This is a genomic window from Kribbella antiqua, from assembly GCF_004345665.1.
Taxonomy (GTDB): domain Bacteria; phylum Actinomycetota; class Actinomycetes; order Propionibacteriales; family Kribbellaceae; genus Kribbella; species Kribbella antiqua.
Genome location: NZ_SLWR01000001.1, coordinates 674,456 through 691,299 on the forward strand (window position 1 = coordinate 674,456; position 16,844 = coordinate 691,299).

Genomic DNA, 16,844 nt, shown 5'->3' on the forward strand with positions numbered 1-16,844 from the left:
ACAACCGCTCAGCGACTCCGCCAGACCGTGGAACGCCGCATCACCGCACCGACGATCGCGGCCGCCAGAGTCGCCCCCGCGAGCGCCCACGCGGCCAGTACGGCGATCGTCCGCCAGAGCGGATTGCGCTGCGGCACAGGAGTTCCCGCGAGCCGGTACACGCTCACGGTCGGACCGGAGAACTCCTCCGTGAGCCCGGGCATCAGGTCACGCGGCGACGGGCCACCGGCTGGGCGATCGACGACCAGCCAGCCGACGCCCTGCTGAAGCAGCGCCGTGGTCGGGTCGCCGCCACCGCGCAGCCCGGCACGGAGGGCGGACGCGACAGCCGCGGCTCGCGGGTCCTCACCGGCCAGACGATGCCCGTCCACGATCAACTCGTCAGGCACAACCGAGGACTGCGCGAAGTAGCGCGGCATCGGATCCAGCACCGGCCGCCGGCCGTTCCACGGCGGCGCACGGTACGACTCGAACGGCCAGGGAATGAAGGAGCCGGCCAACACTCGCCGCGCCTGCTCCCAGTCATCCGGATAGTGCGACACCTTCAGCCCAGGCCCACCGGACAGTGCAGGCAGAGCCGCAAGAGGCAGCAGTACGGCGGTCGCGCCGACCACTCGATGGAGTCGCACATGCCGAAGCAGAGCGACGACGGCGACGCCGAAGCCCAGTGACTCGAGCAGCGCCAACGGAGCGAGGTAGCGCTGGCCGTCGCGGAACAGTCCGGCGCCTGGAACGTGCGCGACGACCTGCGCGAACGCACCCGGCGCCACGACACCGACGAGGCCCAGCAACACGGCAACAACGGCTGCCACGACGAGAGCGCCAACCAGGCGGTCGCGCCGCCACCAGATGACCACACCGGCCAGAGACATCAGCAGCATGAGAAACGCGATGATCAGCGGCAGCAGATCGCCTCTGTTGCCTGGCACAACGTCCGCGTTCCAGACACCGCCCAAGGTGAGCAGAGTCGGCAGCACTCCCCCATAGCGTTCATCACGAGCCGCGAACGCAGTCACCGACGCGGGGTCGACCGTCGCGACCCCGCCGTGCACCAGGCCGGCCACCAGCCATGGCAAGTTCAGCAGCACTGCTCCGCCGAGCGGGACCAACCCCCGTCGCTCCCCCGGCCACAGGAGGATGAGCGCGGCGACGAGAAGGCCGGTGATCCCGCCCGAGGCGGTCAGCGCACAACCGGCTGACGCGAGGAGGAACCCAGGCCACCCCACACCGGACCTGCGCAGCCGGATCGCTGACCGCACCAGCCACGGCAGAGCGGCGTACCCGAGCAGGAGCGCCCAGGCGCCGAGGCGGAGGCGTTCGGCGACGAACGGGTTCCACAGATATAGGGTCGCCGCTGCGGCGCCGGGCAGCGCGCCACCGAGACGCAGCTCACGCCACAGCGCGGTCAAGCCGAGCCCGGACAGCAGTGGGACGGTGATCAGGACGACTTTATTGAGCAACTGGCCGCCGAGGACCTCGTCCAGGAGCGCGACGATCACATCCGACGGGACCGCTCGGGGCATGGCGGTTGTGAGACCGAACAGGTCTAGTCGTACGGTGAGGTCCGGCACGAACACCATGTCGTAGCCGACGACGTACCCCGGAGCGAGCAGCGGAGCAGTGATCAACAGGGTGAGCAGGACAGGCCACAGCCAGGGCAGGACGCGCACGGCACGTTCTGACATGACCACCTCCCACCCGGTCCCCGCATCTCGAGGCAGTAGAGCATGAGTTCACACACCACGCCTGAGCAAGAGCCCAGAGCACCTCGGTTGGCGTTCCTTCGCAGCGCCACCGTCGTCGCCGTCGGCATGGCCATCATGAATGCGGCCGCCTACGGTTTCACCCTGGTTGGCGTCCACCGGCTCGTGCCGGAGCAGTTCGGCGCCATCACCGCACTGCTCGGCATCCTGCTGATCGGCAACGTCGCATCCCTCGGGCTGCAGGCGGCCGGCGCCCGCCGTATCGCCACGCACAGCGGAGCGGGCGCGTCCGAGCTGGCCGACGCCATGCTCAAGGCAGGTCGCCGGGCCGCTCTCGGCCTCGCTGCCATCACCCTGCTGGCCACGCCGCTGCTCGTATGGCTGCTGCACATCGACTCCGTCATCGCCGTACTCCTGATCGCGCCGACGCTCGGCTGTCTCACGGTGATGGGCTCACAGCTCGGCGTCCTTCAAGGTGGTCAGCACTGGACCGAGCTGGCCGGCATCTACACCGCCGTCGGCGCCGGGCGTCTGGTGCTGGGCGGCGGTGCGCTGCTGATCCACCCGTCGCTCACCTCGGCTATGACCGGCATCGCGCTGGGTGCCGCCGTACCACCCTTGCTGGGCGCTTTCCTGCTGCGTGGTTCCACTGGAGCGACGGCAGCGCAGGTCAAGGAAGTACTGCGTGAGACGGTGCACGGGACGCACACGCTGCTCGCGTTCTTCGCCATCGCCAACGCGGACGTGCTGTTCGCCCGCGCACTGCTCGATCAACGGCACAGCGGGTACTACGCCGCCGGTCTGATCGTGACGAAGGCCTGTCTGTTCCTGCCGCAGTTCGTCATCGTGATCGTGTTCCCGTCGCTGGCCAGCTCTCCCGGCGACACCGTGCGCCTCCGCCGGGCCATCCAGGCCGTCGCCGGGCTGGGCGTGTGCACCGTGCTCGGCACGCTGCTGCTGCCCGACCTGGTCCTCGCGGTGGTCGGTGGCAAGGAGGACTACGCGCCACTCGGTCCGTACACCTGGCTGTTCGCGATCTCCGGCTCGGCGTACGCCGTACTGCAACTCGTTGTCTATGCCGCGATCGCGCAGCAGGAGAAACGCGCCGCGCTGCTGATCTGGATCGGCCTGATCGCGCTCGCTGTCGGCGCGGGGATCGTGCTCGGCACCGACATCGCCACCGGTATGGCCGGCGTGAAGACGCTGGTCGCGATGACCAGCACTTGCGCCATCCTGCTGTCGATCGGCCTGGCGACAGGACTGCACCGCCAGGCCGACAACAGCTAGCTCACCAGAGGCTGGACTTGGCGAAGCGGCGGGCGATCGAGTTCGCCACCACCAGCAGCACGAGGCCGACGACCGACCGGAACAGCCCGATCGCGGTCGCGTAGCTGAACTGGGGTATCTGTGCCTCCAGACCCACCTTGTAGACGTAGGTGTCGATCACCTCGGAGGCGTGCAGGTTGAGGTTGTTCTGCATCAACAGGACCTTCTCGAAGCCGACCGAGAGGATCGAGCCCATGTTGAGGATGAGCAACACGACGGCGACCGGGCGGATCGCGGGCAGGTCGATGTGCCAGACTCGCCGCAGCCTCGAGGCGCCGTCGACCACGGCGGCCTCGTGGAGCTCGGGATCCACGCTGGTCAGCGCGGCGAGGTAGATGATCGCGCTGAACCCCATCGTCTGCCAGGCACCGGACCACACATACAGGTGCCGGAAGCTCCCCGGGTTGCCGAGCAGGTCGAACGTCGGCAACCCGAGCAGATCGGTCAGCCGGGTCACCACACCGGTCGTCGGATCGACCAGTACGACGATGATGCCGACGACCACCACTGTCGAGATGAAGTGCGGCGCATAGGTGATGAGCTGCACCCAGCGGCTGAACCAGCGCCGGCGGACCATGTTGAGCGCCAGCGCCAGGATGATCGGCAGCGGGAACGTCGCCACCAGCTCATAGACGTGCAGCACCACGGTGTTCTTGATCAGGCGCCAGAACAGGTAGGAGTCGGTGAAGCGCTCGAAGTGCTTGAGGCCGACCCACGGGCTGCCCCAGATGCCGTCGACGACGTTGAAGTCCTTGAAGGCGATGATCACGCCGTACATCGGCCAATAGGCGAAGATCGCCAGCCAGAGCAGCGGAAGCGCGAGCATCGCGTACATCTGCCAATGCCTGCGCAGCTTGGCCTTCAGACCGGGTCCGCTCTTGCGAGCCGGCGTCCGCGTGGCGGCAGGCGTCGTCGTACTCGATGACGGTGAGCTCAGTGTCGTCATCGCGTCACCCCTTCAGCGAACCGATCATCGCGCCCTTGACGAAGTGCTTCTGGACGAAGGGATAGATGAGCAACGGCGGGATCGCGGCGATCACGATCAGCGAGAACTTCAGCTGTTGCTGGAGTTCCTTGCGGCGCAGCAGTTCGGCGGCGTCCTGGATACCCGAGGCGTCGATCTTGTTCTGGATCAGGATCTGCCGCAGCATCAGCTGGAGCGGGAACAGGTGCTCGTTGGTCAGATAGATGAGGCCGTTGAACCACGAGTTCCACTGGCCGACGGCGTAGAAGAGCAGGTTCACTGCGATGATCGGCTTGCTGAGTGGCAACACGACCCGCCAGAAGAATCCGAAGTCGCTGCAGCCGTCCATCGTCGCGGCCTCGTGCAGTTCCTCGGGGATGCTGACCTGGAAGTACGTGCGGGTGATGATCACGTTCCACACCGCGAGCGCGCCCGGCACGATCATCGCCCACCGGGTGTTGAGCATGTGGAGCTGCTCGACCACCAGGTACGTCGGGATCAGGCCGCCGTTGAACATCATCGTGAAGACGAACAGCGCCATGATGAGGCCCTTGCCCGGCAGGCCCTTGCGGGACAGCGGGAACCCGGCCAGCAGCGTCAGCGCGGTGGCGAGCAGCGCGCCACCGATCGCGTACACCACCGAGTTCCCGAAGCCTGTCAGGATCGACCGGTAGTCGAAGATCGCCTTGTAGGCATCGAGGCTGAAGCCGACCGGCCACAGCCAGACCTCGCCGGAGACGACGTTGCTCGGGTCACTCAGGGACGCGCTCAGCACATACACCAGCGGATACAGGACGGCGAAGGCGAAGAGCGCCAGCGCCGCGGAGACGCAGATCGTGACGATCTTGTCCTGGCGCGTGTCCTGGACAGCGACGGCCGCCGCCCCGATCCGGCGGTCGTCGGGTGCCATCTGGTCAGCCGTCATTTGCCGAAGGCCTCATAGCCGGACTGCTGGATCTCCAGGTACGACTTCAGGCCGATCTGGTCGATCCGGTTCAGGTAGTCCTTCCACTGGCCGTCGTCGTTCGGGTCGTACTGCCCGGTGACGAACTTCGCGAAGGATGCGCCGACCTCGGTGGTGAGGTTCGTGGCCAGCTCGGCTTCCTGGGCGGCCTGATCCTGGGTCAACGTGACCGGGGGGAACGTGGCGTCCTGCGGCTGCTTGTACGGGAACTGCCTTTGCTGCGTCTGTTCGTACAGCGGCGCTTCGAACGTGAGGTCGCTCGGGTTCACTCGCTCGCCCAGCCGGAAGTCCAGCGAGCGGTACATCGTGCCGTACTGTTCGGCACCGTTCCAGCCGGGATGCTGGTCGTTGACCGGTGCCGTGCCGAAGGCGTAGACGGCCTGCTTGCCGTTGATGCCCTTCTGTCCCGTCTTGGCGTACTGGAAGCCAGGCCCGCCATAGCAGCGCAGGATCGACTCGAGCTCCATCTGCGCGTCCGCCCACTGCATCAGCAGCTCAGGCCTCGCACACTTCTTGGTGATCACGAGCGTGCCGACCTCGACGCCGATGCCGTAGTAGTCCCACGCCGTGAACCGGACGCCGTTCGGGCCCTGCAGCGGCTCCAGCAGTTCGTACTGACGCCAGCGCGCGTTCGGGTCCTTCTGGTCGATCTCCACGAATCCGCCCCAGGATCCGGACCGGGCGCCGCCGAGGAGCGGGTTCGGCTTCGCGTTGCCGAGCCGGGCGATCTGGTCACCGGCCGCGGTGAAGATGTCCTTGTTGAGCAAGCCCTCCTTGTAGAGGCCGTTGACGTACTTGAGCCCCTCGCGCCACTCGTCCTTGATGTAGGCCGCCGCGACCTTGCCGTCCTCGACGGCGAGGTATGGCTCCGGCGGGCTGTAGAGGAACGCGTTCATGAAGAAGGTCGTGATCGGCTCGTCCTTGTATCCGGCGAACGGCACGGTCCGGCCGTTGCCACCGGGATCCGCCTTCTTGAACGCCCGCAGCAACTCGGCGAACTCGTCCGTGGTCTTCGGCATCGCGAGTCCGACCTTCTTGATCCACTCGCTGTTGATCCAGCCCTTGGACTCGAACCCGCGGCAGTGGAAGCAGTCGTTGAAGTCGGGGAAGGCGTAGATCTTCTTGTCCGGCGACTGGCTCAGCTTGCGCGCGTCCGGGTAATCCTGCATGGCCTGCACCAGGTTCGGCGCGTAGCCGTCGATCAGCCCGTCGATCGACTGGAACAGTCCCTGCTGCCCGTACAGGTACAGCTGCGACCTGGTGAACTCCACGTTCATGAACGCGTCCGGGATGTCGCCGGCCGCGATCATCGCGTTGACCTTGGTCATCATGTCGTCGCCGCCGGCGACCTGCTTGTACTCGATGTGGATGCCGGTGCGCTGCTCGAGCCACTTGCTGAAAGTGTTGGTCTGCCAGTCCCCGACGCCGATGTCCTGCGGGACCACGATCGTGAAGCTCACCTTCTCGGTCGTGATCGGCTTGACCTCGCGGGCGACCGGGCCCTTGTAGCCGTCCGGGTAGAGCACGCCCGGGCTCTTCGGGCCGAGGGTGGCTTTGGGTCCGGTGGGCGTCGACGCCTTCGCCGACGCATCGTCGCCGGAGCCGCTGCAGCCGGCCAGCACCCCGCTGCCGGCCGCCGCCACGGTGGCGCCGACAGTGCCTCTGAGCAGTGATCGACGGCTCAGTCCGGCGCTTGCATTGACATCGTTGTTCCGCACGGTTCCTCCAGGGCGGGGGCACGAATCCGATAGGATCTATGCAATTTCAACCTGCAATTGCAGAGGAGGATGACATACGAAAGGTCGGAACGGAAGGGAAACAAGCACGCTAACGTTCTGTCACGTGACACTCGGTGGCCAAGCGTTCCGGCCTAACCGGTAAGAAACTGACAACGTTATCGGGGCGTCGCATAGGGTTCACGTCATGGCGACCCCGAAGTTCATCCTGGAGCTGCGCGAGAAGATCGGGCACGACCTGCTGTTCCTGAGCGGCATCACCGGCGTCGTCCTGGACAACGACCAGCGGGTTCTGCTGGTACGACGCGCCGACGACGGACACTGGTCGCTGGTCCCCGGCATCCTGGAGCCCGGCGAGCAGCCCGCGGTCGCCCTGCTCCGGGAGATCCAGGAGGAGACCGCGGTGAAGGCCGTGGTCGAGCGCCTGGTCAGCGTCGAGACGCTACCGCCGTCGAGCTACCCCAACGGCGACCAGGTCCAGTACCTCGATCTCACCTTCCGCTGCCGCTACGTCTCCGGCGAAGCCCGCGTGAACGACGACGAATCCCTCGAAGTCGCGTGGTTCCCGCTGGACAGCCTGCCCACGTTGACCGCGCGCGAGCAGGCGTCCATCATCAACGCCCTCTTCCCCGATCAGCTGCCGAGGTTCATCCGGGACTAGGTCGTGTCTGGTGATGGATTACCAGACAGGGCCTCAGTGGGCGGCTTCGTGCCAGGTGCGGCCGACGCCGACGGACACATCGAGCGGGACGGTCATCTCGACCGCGTGGCCCATGTCGCGGCGGACCAGCGTCTCCAGCGGTTCGCGTTCGCCCGGGGCGATCTCGAAGACGAGTTCGTCGTGCACCTGCAGCAGCATCCTGGACTTCAGGCCGGACTCGCGCAGTGACGCCTCGACCTTGAGCATCGCCATCTTGATGACGTCGGCGGCCGAGCCCTGGATCGGCGCGTTCAGCGCCATCCGCTCGGCCATTTCGCGGCGCTGCCGGTTGTCGCTGGTCAGGTCCGGCAGGTAGCGGCGCCGGCCCAGGATCGTCTCGGTGTACCCGCTCTTGCCCGCGTCGAGAACGATGCTGCGCAGGTAGTCGCGCACGCCGCCGAACCGCTCGAAGTACTCGTCCATCAGGCCGCGCGCCTCGTCCACGCCGATCTTCAGCTGCTGACTCAGCCCGTACGCCGACAGGCCGTACGCCAGGCCGTAGTTCATCGCCTTGATCTTGGCCCGCTGCTCCTGCGTCACCTCGGCAGGCTCCACCGAGAACACCCGGGACGCGGTCACCGAGTGGAAGTCCATGCCCGAGTTGAACGCGGAGATCAGTCCCTCGTCCGCCGACACGTGCGCCATGATCCGCATCTCGATCTGGCTGTAGTCGGCCGACATCAGCGACTCGTTGCCCTCGCCAACGATGAACGCCTGCCGGATCCGGCGGCCCTCTTCGGTCCGGATCGGGATGTTCTGCAGGTTCGGGTCGGTCGAGCTGAGCCGCCCGGTCGCCGCGATGGTCTGGTTGAAGGTGGTGTGGATCCGGCCGTCCTTCGGGCTGATCGTCTTCAGCAGCCCCTCGACCGTCTGCCGCAGCCGGGTCGCGTCCCGATGCGCCAGCAGGTAGGCCAGGAACGGGTGCTCGGTCTTCTCGAACAATGCCTGCAGCGAATCCGCGTCGGTGGTGTACCCGGTCTTGGTCCGCTTCGTCTTCGGCATCTGCAGCTCGTCGAACAGCACCACCTGCAGCTGCTTGGGCGACCCGAGGTTGATCTCCTTCCCGATCACCTCGTACGCCGCCGTCGCCGCTTCCCGCACACCGGTCGCGAACCGCTCCTCCAGCTCCTCCAGGTACGGCCGGTCGACCGCGATGCCGTCCCGCTCCATCCCGGCGATCACGTCGATCAACGGCAGCTCGACGTCGGCGAGCAATGCCGTACCGGCCTGCTTCTCCAACTCGGCGTCGAGCGTGTCGGCGAGGTCGGCGATCGCGCGGGCGCGCAGCATCGTCGCGTCCGCGGCCGGACCACCCTCGACGTCGTCGAAGCTGAGCTGGCCGTTCTCGGCTTCCTCGTTGCGCAGCTCACGCTTCAGATACCGCACGGTCAGATCGGCCAAGTCGTACGAGCGCTGATCCGGGCGGGCCAGATACGCACTCAGCTGGGTGTCCGAGCTCAGCCCGGCCAGTGTCCAGCCACGCTCCAGGAAGCCGAGCAGCGGGCCCTTCGCGTCATGCAATGCCTTTGGCTGCTGGGGATCCGCGAGCCAGGCCTGCCAGGCCGCGTCGTCGTCGGCCGTGAGTACGGTCGGGTCGAACCAGGCCGCGGCACCGGAGGCGTTCGCCAGCGCCAGCCCGGTGATCTCTCCCGTGCCGCGACCCCAGCTGCCCTGGACCGCGACGCCGACGCGCTCGCCGCTGCTGACATGCTCCTTGATCCACGCGGCCACCTCGCCCGGCTTCAGCTGCACGCCGTCCAGCTCGAACCCGTGGTCGACGGTCGCGTCGACCTCTTCGTGCTCGGCGACCAGCCGCTCGCGCAGCACCCGGAACTCGAGGCTGTCGAACAGTGTGTGCACCTTCTCCCGGTCCCACGGCGTCCGCACCAGATCGTCCACCGTGACATCGAGCGTCAGGTCCCGGACCAGTTCGTTGATCTGCCGGTTCCGGATCACGTCGGCCAGGTGCTCGCGCAGCGACTCGCCGGCCTTGCCCTTGATCTCGTTGACCCGGTCGACCACATCGTTCAGCGAGCCGAACTGGTTCAGCCACTTCGCCGCCGTCTTCGGCCCGACCCCGGGCACGCCCGGCAGGTTGTCACTCGACTCCCCCACCAGCGCCGCGAGATCCGGGTAGAGCCGCGGGGTGACGCCGTACTTCTCCTCGACCGCGGCCGGGTCCATCCGGGCGATCTCGGACACGCCACGCTTCGGGTACAGCACCGTGACGTCGTCACTGACCAGCTGGAACGCGTCCCGGTCGCCGCTGCTGATCAGGACCTCGAAGCCCTGCTCGGAGGCCTGGGTGGCGAGCGTGGCGATGACGTCGTCGGCCTCCCAGCCGTCGATCTCGGTGGTCGGGATCCGGAGCGCCTCCAGCACCTCCTTGACCAGCGAGACCTGCCCCTTGAACTCGTCCGGCGACTTCGACCGGCCCGCCTTGTACTCCGCGTACTGCTCGGAGCGGAAGGTCTTGCGGGACACGTCGAACGCGACGCAGACATGGGTGGGCTGCTCGTCGCGGAGCATGTTGATCAGCATCGAGGTGAACCCGTACACCGCGTTCGTGTGCTGCCCGGTGGTGGTGGAGAAGTTCTCCACCGGCAGCGCGTAGAACGCCCGGTACGCCAGCGAGTGCCCGTCCAGCAGCAGGATCCGCGGCCGGCCGGCACCGGGCTGCGCGGGGTCCTTGGTCATCGTCGAGGTGTTGGTTTCTGGAGCCACGTACCGACTCTAGTGGTTCCCACCGACAGTTCTGTCACAGCCGCTGACGTACTCTGCCGTGTGTGACAGATCAGAGCACCGACGGTATGGATCTTGGGCCGGGCATGGGCATGGAGGGCACCTTGCTCAGCGTGATGGGCATCGTGGTCAAGGAGGCCGCGCCGGAGCGGATCGTCGCGACCATGCCGGTCAAGGGCAACACCCAGCCGTACGGACTGCTGCACGGCGGCGCGTCCTGCGTCCTGGCCGAGAGCCTCGGCTCGATCGGCTCCGCCCTGCACGCGGCCCCCTACGGGAAGGTCGCGGTCGGTGTCGACATCAACGCCACCCACCACCGCGCCGTCCGCGACGGCCTCGTCACCGGCGTCGCCACCCCGATCTACCTCGGCCGTACCACGACGTCGTACGAAGTAGTCATCACCGACGACCGGGACAAGCGGGTGTGTACGGCGCGGATCACCTGTCAGCTGATTCAGGCTCCGCCGGGTAGCTGACGTCCGCGGCGTCGGTGGGATCCACCGGCAGCGGCCGCTGCAGCTGGGCGCGGCGGGCGATCACCGACCGTCGCGACGACAGCAGGGCCAGCAGGTTCGGCGCGTGCTCGGCGGCGAGCCGGCGACGGACAGTGTGCGTGGTCGCGAACCGCAGTACGCCGGCCTGCCCGAGACCGAGGCGGGCCAGGAACCTGTTCGCCTCGCGGGCGATCGCTGGTGCGACGGCGGCCAGGTGTGCACAGTTCTCGTGCTCGGCCCAGGCGGCCGCCTCCGCGATCAGCGCCTTGCCCAGTCCGTGCCGGCGGGCGTTGTCACTGACGTGCAGGTATTCCACTGTCACGGTGAAGTCGTCGTGCAGCGGACTGATCGCCGTACGGCGCAGATACGCCATACCGTGGACGGCTCCGTCCATGACGCCGACCAGCAGCCGGCCGAACGGGTCGTCGAGATGTTTGCCGACAGCAACCTCGACGGCAGGCGTCGTCGGGGCCGCAGGCAACCGTTGCGGGTGGCCGGAAGCGGTGGTCATCTCCCGCCATAACGCCACCAAGGCGCCGGCATCACCCCGCTGGGCATCCCTCACCTCAATGGCTGACGCCACAGCGACCTCCTGGTCTGGTCCACCCCCGAGGTGAACGGGACGGACGGATACGCTCGTCCTCGCGCAACAGTAGGCCCTCGCGGGTCACTTGCAAAGCTGCGCCGCCCGGGCTGATCGGAGACAGGTTTGTTCATCGGAATCGGCACTGTCGTGAACGTCGCGACGGTGCTCGTCGGTTCGGTACTCGGCGTACTCATCGGCCATCGGCTGAGTCACCGCACCCGCGATCTGGTCACCGACGCGCTGGGGCTGGTCACGCTCCTGATCGCGATCAGCTCGGCACTGACGGTGGGCGACAAGGCACTCAGCGACGCCGTCGGCGACAGCGCGCCGATCCTGATCGTGCTCGGCGCGATGCTGATCGGCGGGATCACCGGCTCGCTGCTGCGGATCGAGCAGCGACTGGAGGATTTCGGCGGCTGGATTCAGCGCAGGTTCGACCGGGGTGAGGGACAAGGCACGTTCGTCGAGGGCTTCGTGTCCGCGTCGATGGTGTTCTGCGTCGGCCCGCTGACGTTCCTGGGCGCGCTGTCGGACGGTCTCGGACGCGGCGCGGATCAGCTGCTGCTCAAGGCAGTGCTGGACGGCTTCGCCTCGATCGCCTTCGCCGCGTCCTTCGGCTGGGGCGTGGCGGCCTCGGCGCTCGTCGTACTGGTTGTGCAGGGTCTGATGACCGCTGTCGGTGCGGTGCTGGGCGACGTACTCCCGGAGGCGCATGTGACCGCGCTGGGAGCGACTGGTGGCGTGATGCTGATCGGCGTCGCGTTGCGGCTGCTGAAGCTGAAGCAGGTCGCTGTGGCCGATCTGCTGCCGGCGCTGATCGTTGCGCCGCTGCTCGTCCAGTTGCTTGTCGTCATCCGTGGCTGAGCCCCCTGGCGTGACGCCAGGGGGCTCAGGGCAACTACTGCGTCAGTCCTCGCCGAGGTAGGCCTTGCGGACGTCCTCGTTGACCAGCAGGTCGCGGCCGGTGCCGGACAGCACGATCTTGCCGACCTCCAGCACATAGCCGTAGTCGGCCCGCTTCAGCGCCGCCTGCGCGTTCTGCTCCACCAGCAGGATCGTGGTGCCCTGCCGCTGCAGCTCGGTCACCGTCGACATGATGCGCTGCATCATGATCGGCGACAGACCCATCGACGGCTCGTCCAGCATCATCAGCTTCGGCCGGCTCATCATCGCCCGGCCCATCGCCAGCATCTGCTGCTCACCGCCGGAGAACGTCCCGGCCGGCTGCTTGCGCCGCTCCCCCAGGATCGGGAACAGGTCGTAGGCCGCGTTCAGATCGGTGCGGATCCCGCCCTGATCCTTGCGGGCGAACGCCCCGAGCAGCAGGTTCTCCTCGACCGAGAGCTTGGCGAAGATCCGCCGGCCCTCCGGCGAGTGCGACAGCCCCCGCGCGACGATGTCGTGCGCCGGCATCGTGTCGATCCGCTCACCCTGGAACCAGACCTCACCCGACGACGGCCGGAGCAGCCCGGAGATCGTCCGCAGCGTGGTGGTCTTACCGGCGCCGTTGGTGCCGATCAGCGACACGACCTGACCCTGGTCCACGCTGAAGCTGATCTTCTTCACCGCGAGGATTTTGCCGTAGGCAACTTCCAGGTCGCGGACCTCGAGCATCGCGGTCATGGGGCCTCCTCACCCTCTACGGAGTCCTGCGGCCGGTCGTCCTCGTCGACGTCCTCGTCGCCGGTGCCGATGTAGGCCTCGATCACCCGCGGGTCGGACTGCACCTCGGCCGGCGTGCCCTCGATCAGGGCCTCGCCGCGGACCAGGCAGAGCACCCGGTCGCAGAGGTTGAAGATGAACCGCATGTCGTGCTCGATCACCACCACCGACAGGCCAGAGTCCCGGATCTTGAAGATCAGGTCACTGCACTGGCGGGTCTCCTGCGGGTTCATACCGGCCGTCGGCTCGTCCAGCAGGATGAGCTTCGGGTCGGTGGCCAGCGCGCGGGCGATCTCCAGCCGCCGCTGGTCGCCGTACGGCATGTTCCGGGCCAGGTGCTCCCCGGACTTCCCGAGGCCGACGAACTCGAGCAGCTCCTGCGCCCGGGCCCGGGTGGCGGCCTCTTCGCGACGGTACTTCGGTCCGCGCAGGACCGACGTGAGCGCGCCGGAACTGGTCCGGCAGTAGCGCCCGACCATGACATTCTCCAGCGCGGTCATGTTGGCGAACAGCCGGATGTTCTGGAACGTCCGCGCCATTCCCGCGCGTACGACGGCCCGCGGTTTCGGCGCCAATGGCGTCAGTCCGGTGAGCGGCTGCACCGGAACCGCCTCCGCCGACTCGCGCTGCTGGCGCTCGGGCGACTTCGCTTTCCTCGGCGCACCGGCGAACCGGACTTGGCCGCTGGTCGGCTTGTACAGGCCGGTGAGGCAGTTGAAGAACGTCGTCTTGCCGGCTCCGTTCGGGCCGATCAGGCCGACGATCTCGCCTTCCCGGACGGTCAGGTTGACGTTGTTGACCGCCAGCAGACCACCGAACCGCATGGTCACGCCGGAAGCCTCCAGCACCGGTTGTCCGATCTCCGGTGCCGTGCGCCTCGTCTCAGTGACGGTCATTTCGCCTCCTCGACGACGAGCTGTTCCTCAGCTTCGAGGTGCTCGGCCTCAACCGCTTCGGCCAGCGCCTCGTCCTCCTCATGGAACTCCAGCAGCCGGCGCCGGTTGGCGACGAGGCCCTCCGGCCTGAACCGCATCATCAGCACCAGCAGCAGACCGAACAGCAGCAGCCGGTACTCCGAGAAGAACCGCAGCTTTTCCGGCAGCAGCTTCAGGATCGTTGCTCCCAGCAACACACCGGCGATGGTGCCCATACCGCCGAGCACGATCGCGGCGAGCAGGAACGCCGACTCCAGGAAGATGTACTGGTCCGGGCTGACCGCGCCGTCCTGGTGCGCCTTGACCGTACCGGCCAGGCCGGCCAGGAAGGCACCGACCGCGAACGCGAGCAGCTTCAGCCCGAACACGTTCACGCCCATCGCCTCGGCTGCCTTCTCGTCCTCCCGGATCGCCACCCAGCCACGGCCGATCCGGCTGTTGTTCAGCCGGGAGAAGACCAGGATGACGCCGCCAATCAGGATCAGCAGCAGGAAGTAGTAGTTCGAGAATCGGCCCAGGTCGATCCCGGCGACATTGTGCTCGTCGCCGAAGTTGAAGCCGAACAGCTCCAGGTCCGGAATACCGGGGATACCGTTCGGCCCGTTGGTCAGGTTCGGCCCGTTGTTGCCGTCCAGGTTGAACATCGAGAACCGGAAGATCTCACCGAAGCCCAGCGTCACGATGGCCAGGTAGTCACCCGAGACCCGCAGCGTCGGCGAACCGATGATGAGGCCCGCCAGCGCCGCCACACAGGCACCGACCAAGACGACCACCAGGAACGGCGGCTTCCACCCGATGGTGGCGAACGCCGAGTTCGACAGTGTCGCCGCCACGTAGGCGCCGGACCCGAGGAACGCGATGTACCCGAGGTCCAGCAGGCCGGCTAGGCCGACCACGATGTTCAGGCCCATCGCGGTGGCGCTGAACACCAGCACCTGGGTCGCGATGGACATGTTCGCGTCCGACCCGCCCTGGGTGAACGGGAACAGGAACGCCACCACGAACGCCGACAGCGTCAGCACCTTCTTGTTGCGCTGGGCAGCATGCCCGACCCAGGTCATCGAGCCAGTCCGGAACAGCCCGGCGACGACGGCCGCGATGAACACCAGGCAGAGCACGAACGACCAGGCGTCCTGCAGCCCGAGCGCGAACGCCGCCACGAACAGCGCGGCCGCCATCAGGACCGCGATCGAGAGGATCTCGAACCAGCCCGGAAGTCTCGCCTCGCTCATGTCCCGCAGTTGCCGCAACGGCAGCATCCGGGACGAGACCAGGATCAGCGCGGCCCCGACCAGCGAGATGTATCCGCCGGGGTTCACATTGATCAGGCCGTCGGACTCGGTCGCGATCGCGACCAGGACGAGCACCATGTAGAGCGTCAGCCAGATGCCCAGCGCCCGCAGGCCGAGCGTGGCATCGAGCCACCCGCCGAGCTTGGTCAGCGGACCCTTCTCGGCGAGCAGCAGGACCAGTGCCAGTAGGGCGACGATGATCGTCAGGATCTGCAGGCTGCCCGGGTACAAGTTGATCGACAGATCGCCCAGGATCGTTCCGTCGTAGCTCCACGACAGGAAGGACCCGGCGATGACCAGCACCACACCGGCGAGGCCGAGCGGCCACGCCAACGGCTTGGCCGTCTGAACCTCGGTCTCCGGAGCCTCCGGAGTTGTCGTCACGTCGCTCATGCCCGGTCCACCACCCTTGCGCCGAGCAGGCCCTGCGGCCTGAAGACCAGTACCAGAATCAGGATCACGAACGCCCAGACGTCCTTCCAGGTACTACCACCGAACGCACCCGGAATGTACTGCGTGGCCATCGCCTCGACGACACCGAGCACCAGACCACCGACGACGGCGCCCCAGATGTTGCCGATACCACCGAGGACGGCGGCCGTGAACGCCTTCAGACCGGCCAGGAAGCCCATCCTGAAGTCGATGTTGTTGTTCTGCAGGCCCTGCGACACACCCGCGATGGCCGCCAGTACGGCGCCCAGCGCGAACGCGACCACGATGATCCGGTCCACGTTGATACCCATCAGCCGGGCGGTGTCCGGGTCCTGCGAGACCGCCTGCATACCGCGGCCGAGCCGGGTCCGGTTGATGAAGTACCAGAGCAGGATCGCGCACAGCGCCAGCGCGGCGACGGTGAAGATCGCCGAGCGCTGGATGGTCACACCACCGGCCTCCAGCGCAGCGCCGCTGACGACGTCGATCTGCGGGAACGGGATCCGCTGCTTGGCGCTCGGCCACTCGATGTCGGTGATGATCGACTTGAAGATCACCCAGCCCAGCTCCGCCCCGACGGCCGAAATGGCAGCCGCCTCGGCGATCGCCGCGAACTTGACCTGGTAGCGCGCATTACGCCGTACGGCGAAACCGGCCAGCCAGCCCGCCGCCGTACCGACGAGGGCTCCGAGCACGATCACACCCGGCACCAGCAGCGGCGTCAGGTCACGCTCGACCAGCCGGACCACGGCCCACAGCGCGACCGCACCGACCGCGGCACCGATCAGCGGGGCGCGGTCGTACCACTTCGTCGTCGGGCTGTTCAGCTCGGTCTTCGCCAGCCTCGCGCCGAGGAAGTAGCCGAGGGCAAGGGCCAAGGCGGCGAAGACCACCACGGTCCACTGCGGCTGGTCGTAAAACAAACGAACGAATTCCTGCAGGAACACGGAAATACCGATCGCCGTGATCAGCGGTGCCAGGCGTGGCGCGTTCCGCAGGGGACGGTACGCGACACGTTCCATCAGCACCGCCGTGCCGACCGACGCGACGATGGCGCCGACGATCATGATCGGCAGGATCCACACGCCGGTCTGACCGTCGAAGAACAACAAGTACGTCGTCAGTGCGCCGAACGCACCGATCATGAACACCTCGCCATGGGCGAAGTTGATGAGCTGCACGATGCCGTACACCACGGTGTAACCGACCGCGATCAGGGCGTACAGCGAACCCAGGGTCAGCCCGTTCACGAGCTGCTGGAGGAACTGGTCCATGTCGACCTCCTAACTCCCTTGTTTAGAACATGCC

General features: G+C 67.1%; 14 protein-coding genes. 4 read left to right on the plus strand and 10 right to left on the minus strand.

What is annotated here, in order from left to right; all coding sequences use genetic code 11:
• Positions 1–8: 8 nt before the first annotated feature.
• Positions 9–1,685 (minus strand): MmpA family trehalose lipid delivery protein, encoded by a 1,677-nt coding sequence (locus EV646_RS03300; protein ID WP_132143711.1) that lies wholly within the window; start codon positions 1,683–1,685, stop codon positions 9–11.
• A 42-nt stretch (positions 1,686–1,727) separates the two neighbouring features.
• Between EV646_RS03300 and EV646_RS03305 the strand changes: the two genes are divergently transcribed.
• Entirely contained in the window at positions 1,728–2,990 is a 1,263-nt protein-coding gene (locus EV646_RS03305; RefSeq protein ID WP_132143713.1) for a lipopolysaccharide biosynthesis protein, read from the plus strand.
• A gap of 1 nt (position 2,991) precedes the next feature.
• Here the strand turns inward: EV646_RS03305 and EV646_RS03310 are convergent, their stop codons facing one another.
• Genes EV646_RS03310 through EV646_RS03320 form a run of 3 tightly spaced genes read right to left on the minus strand, consistent with a single transcriptional unit; the run spans position 2,992 to position 6,675 of the window.
• Complete coding sequence (locus EV646_RS03310; protein WP_132143715.1) at positions 2,992–3,975, minus strand: ABC transporter permease; 984 nt, start codon at positions 3,973–3,975, stop codon at positions 2,992–2,994.
• A 4-nt stretch (positions 3,976–3,979) separates the two neighbouring features.
• Positions 3,980–4,918, minus strand: a complete 939-nt coding sequence (locus EV646_RS03315) for a carbohydrate ABC transporter permease (RefSeq protein ID WP_241995215.1) — start codon at positions 4,916–4,918, stop codon at positions 3,980–3,982.
• Positions 4,915–6,675 carry an extracellular solute-binding protein gene (locus tag EV646_RS03320; RefSeq protein ID WP_158290893.1) on the minus strand — a complete coding sequence of 587 codons (1,761 nt, stop codon included), beginning with the start codon at positions 6,673–6,675 and terminating at the stop codon, positions 4,915–4,917. Before EV646_RS03320 ends, EV646_RS03315 begins: the two co-directional genes overlap by 4 nt.
• Positions 6,676–6,880: 205 nt before the next feature.
• Here EV646_RS03320 and EV646_RS03325 point away from each other — a divergent pair, with 205 nt between their 5' ends.
• Positions 6,881–7,354 carry an NUDIX hydrolase gene (locus tag EV646_RS03325; protein WP_132143719.1) on the plus strand — a complete coding sequence of 158 codons (474 nt, stop codon included), beginning with the start codon at positions 6,881–6,883 and terminating at the stop codon, positions 7,352–7,354.
• A 33-nt stretch (positions 7,355–7,387) separates the two neighbouring features.
• On the opposite strand, the gene polA is transcribed toward EV646_RS03325, so the two are convergent.
• Positions 7,388–10,090, minus strand: coding sequence for a DNA polymerase I (gene polA / locus EV646_RS03330; protein ID WP_132144779.1), 2,703 nt, complete (start codon positions 10,088–10,090; stop codon positions 7,388–7,390).
• 89 nt (positions 10,091–10,179) lie between these two features.
• Here polA and EV646_RS03335 point away from each other — a divergent pair, with 89 nt between their 5' ends.
• Positions 10,180–10,611, plus strand: coding sequence for a hotdog fold thioesterase (locus EV646_RS03335; protein WP_241995217.1), 432 nt, complete (start codon positions 10,180–10,182; stop codon positions 10,609–10,611).
• On the opposite strand, the gene EV646_RS03340 is transcribed toward EV646_RS03335, so the two are convergent.
• Positions 10,574–11,212 carry a GNAT family N-acetyltransferase gene (locus EV646_RS03340; protein ID WP_132143721.1) on the minus strand — a complete coding sequence of 213 codons (639 nt, stop codon included), beginning with the start codon at positions 11,210–11,212 and terminating at the stop codon, positions 10,574–10,576. The two genes, EV646_RS03335 and EV646_RS03340, sit on opposite strands and share 38 nt — an antisense overlap.
• Before the next feature lie 126 nt (positions 11,213–11,338).
• Here EV646_RS03340 and EV646_RS03345 point away from each other — a divergent pair, with 126 nt between their 5' ends.
• Positions 11,339–12,079 carry a DUF554 domain-containing protein gene (locus tag EV646_RS03345; protein ID WP_132143723.1) on the plus strand — a complete coding sequence of 247 codons (741 nt, stop codon included), beginning with the start codon at positions 11,339–11,341 and terminating at the stop codon, positions 12,077–12,079.
• Between the two features lie 42 nt (positions 12,080–12,121).
• Here EV646_RS03345 and EV646_RS03350 read toward each other — a convergent pair whose 3' ends face one another.
• The 4 genes from EV646_RS03350 to EV646_RS03365 are packed head-to-tail and all read right to left on the minus strand — an operon-like array spanning position 12,122 to position 16,810.
• Positions 12,122–12,838: an ABC transporter ATP-binding protein gene (locus EV646_RS03350; RefSeq protein ID WP_132143725.1), complete on the minus strand. Its 717-nt coding sequence runs from the start codon at positions 12,836–12,838 to the stop codon at positions 12,122–12,124.
• Complete coding sequence (locus tag EV646_RS03355) at positions 12,835–13,773, minus strand: ABC transporter ATP-binding protein (RefSeq protein WP_132143727.1); 939 nt, start codon at positions 13,771–13,773, stop codon at positions 12,835–12,837. The genes EV646_RS03350 and EV646_RS03355 overlap by 4 nt, the downstream gene beginning before the upstream one ends.
• Complete coding sequence (locus tag EV646_RS03360; RefSeq protein ID WP_132143729.1) at positions 13,770–15,497, minus strand: branched-chain amino acid ABC transporter permease; 1,728 nt, start codon at positions 15,495–15,497, stop codon at positions 13,770–13,772. The genes EV646_RS03355 and EV646_RS03360 overlap by 4 nt, the downstream gene beginning before the upstream one ends.
• Positions 15,494–16,810 carry a branched-chain amino acid ABC transporter permease gene (locus EV646_RS03365; RefSeq protein ID WP_241995219.1) on the minus strand — a complete coding sequence of 439 codons (1,317 nt, stop codon included), beginning with the start codon at positions 16,808–16,810 and terminating at the stop codon, positions 15,494–15,496. Before EV646_RS03365 ends, EV646_RS03360 begins: the two co-directional genes overlap by 4 nt.
• Positions 16,811–16,844: the final 34 nt, after the last annotated feature.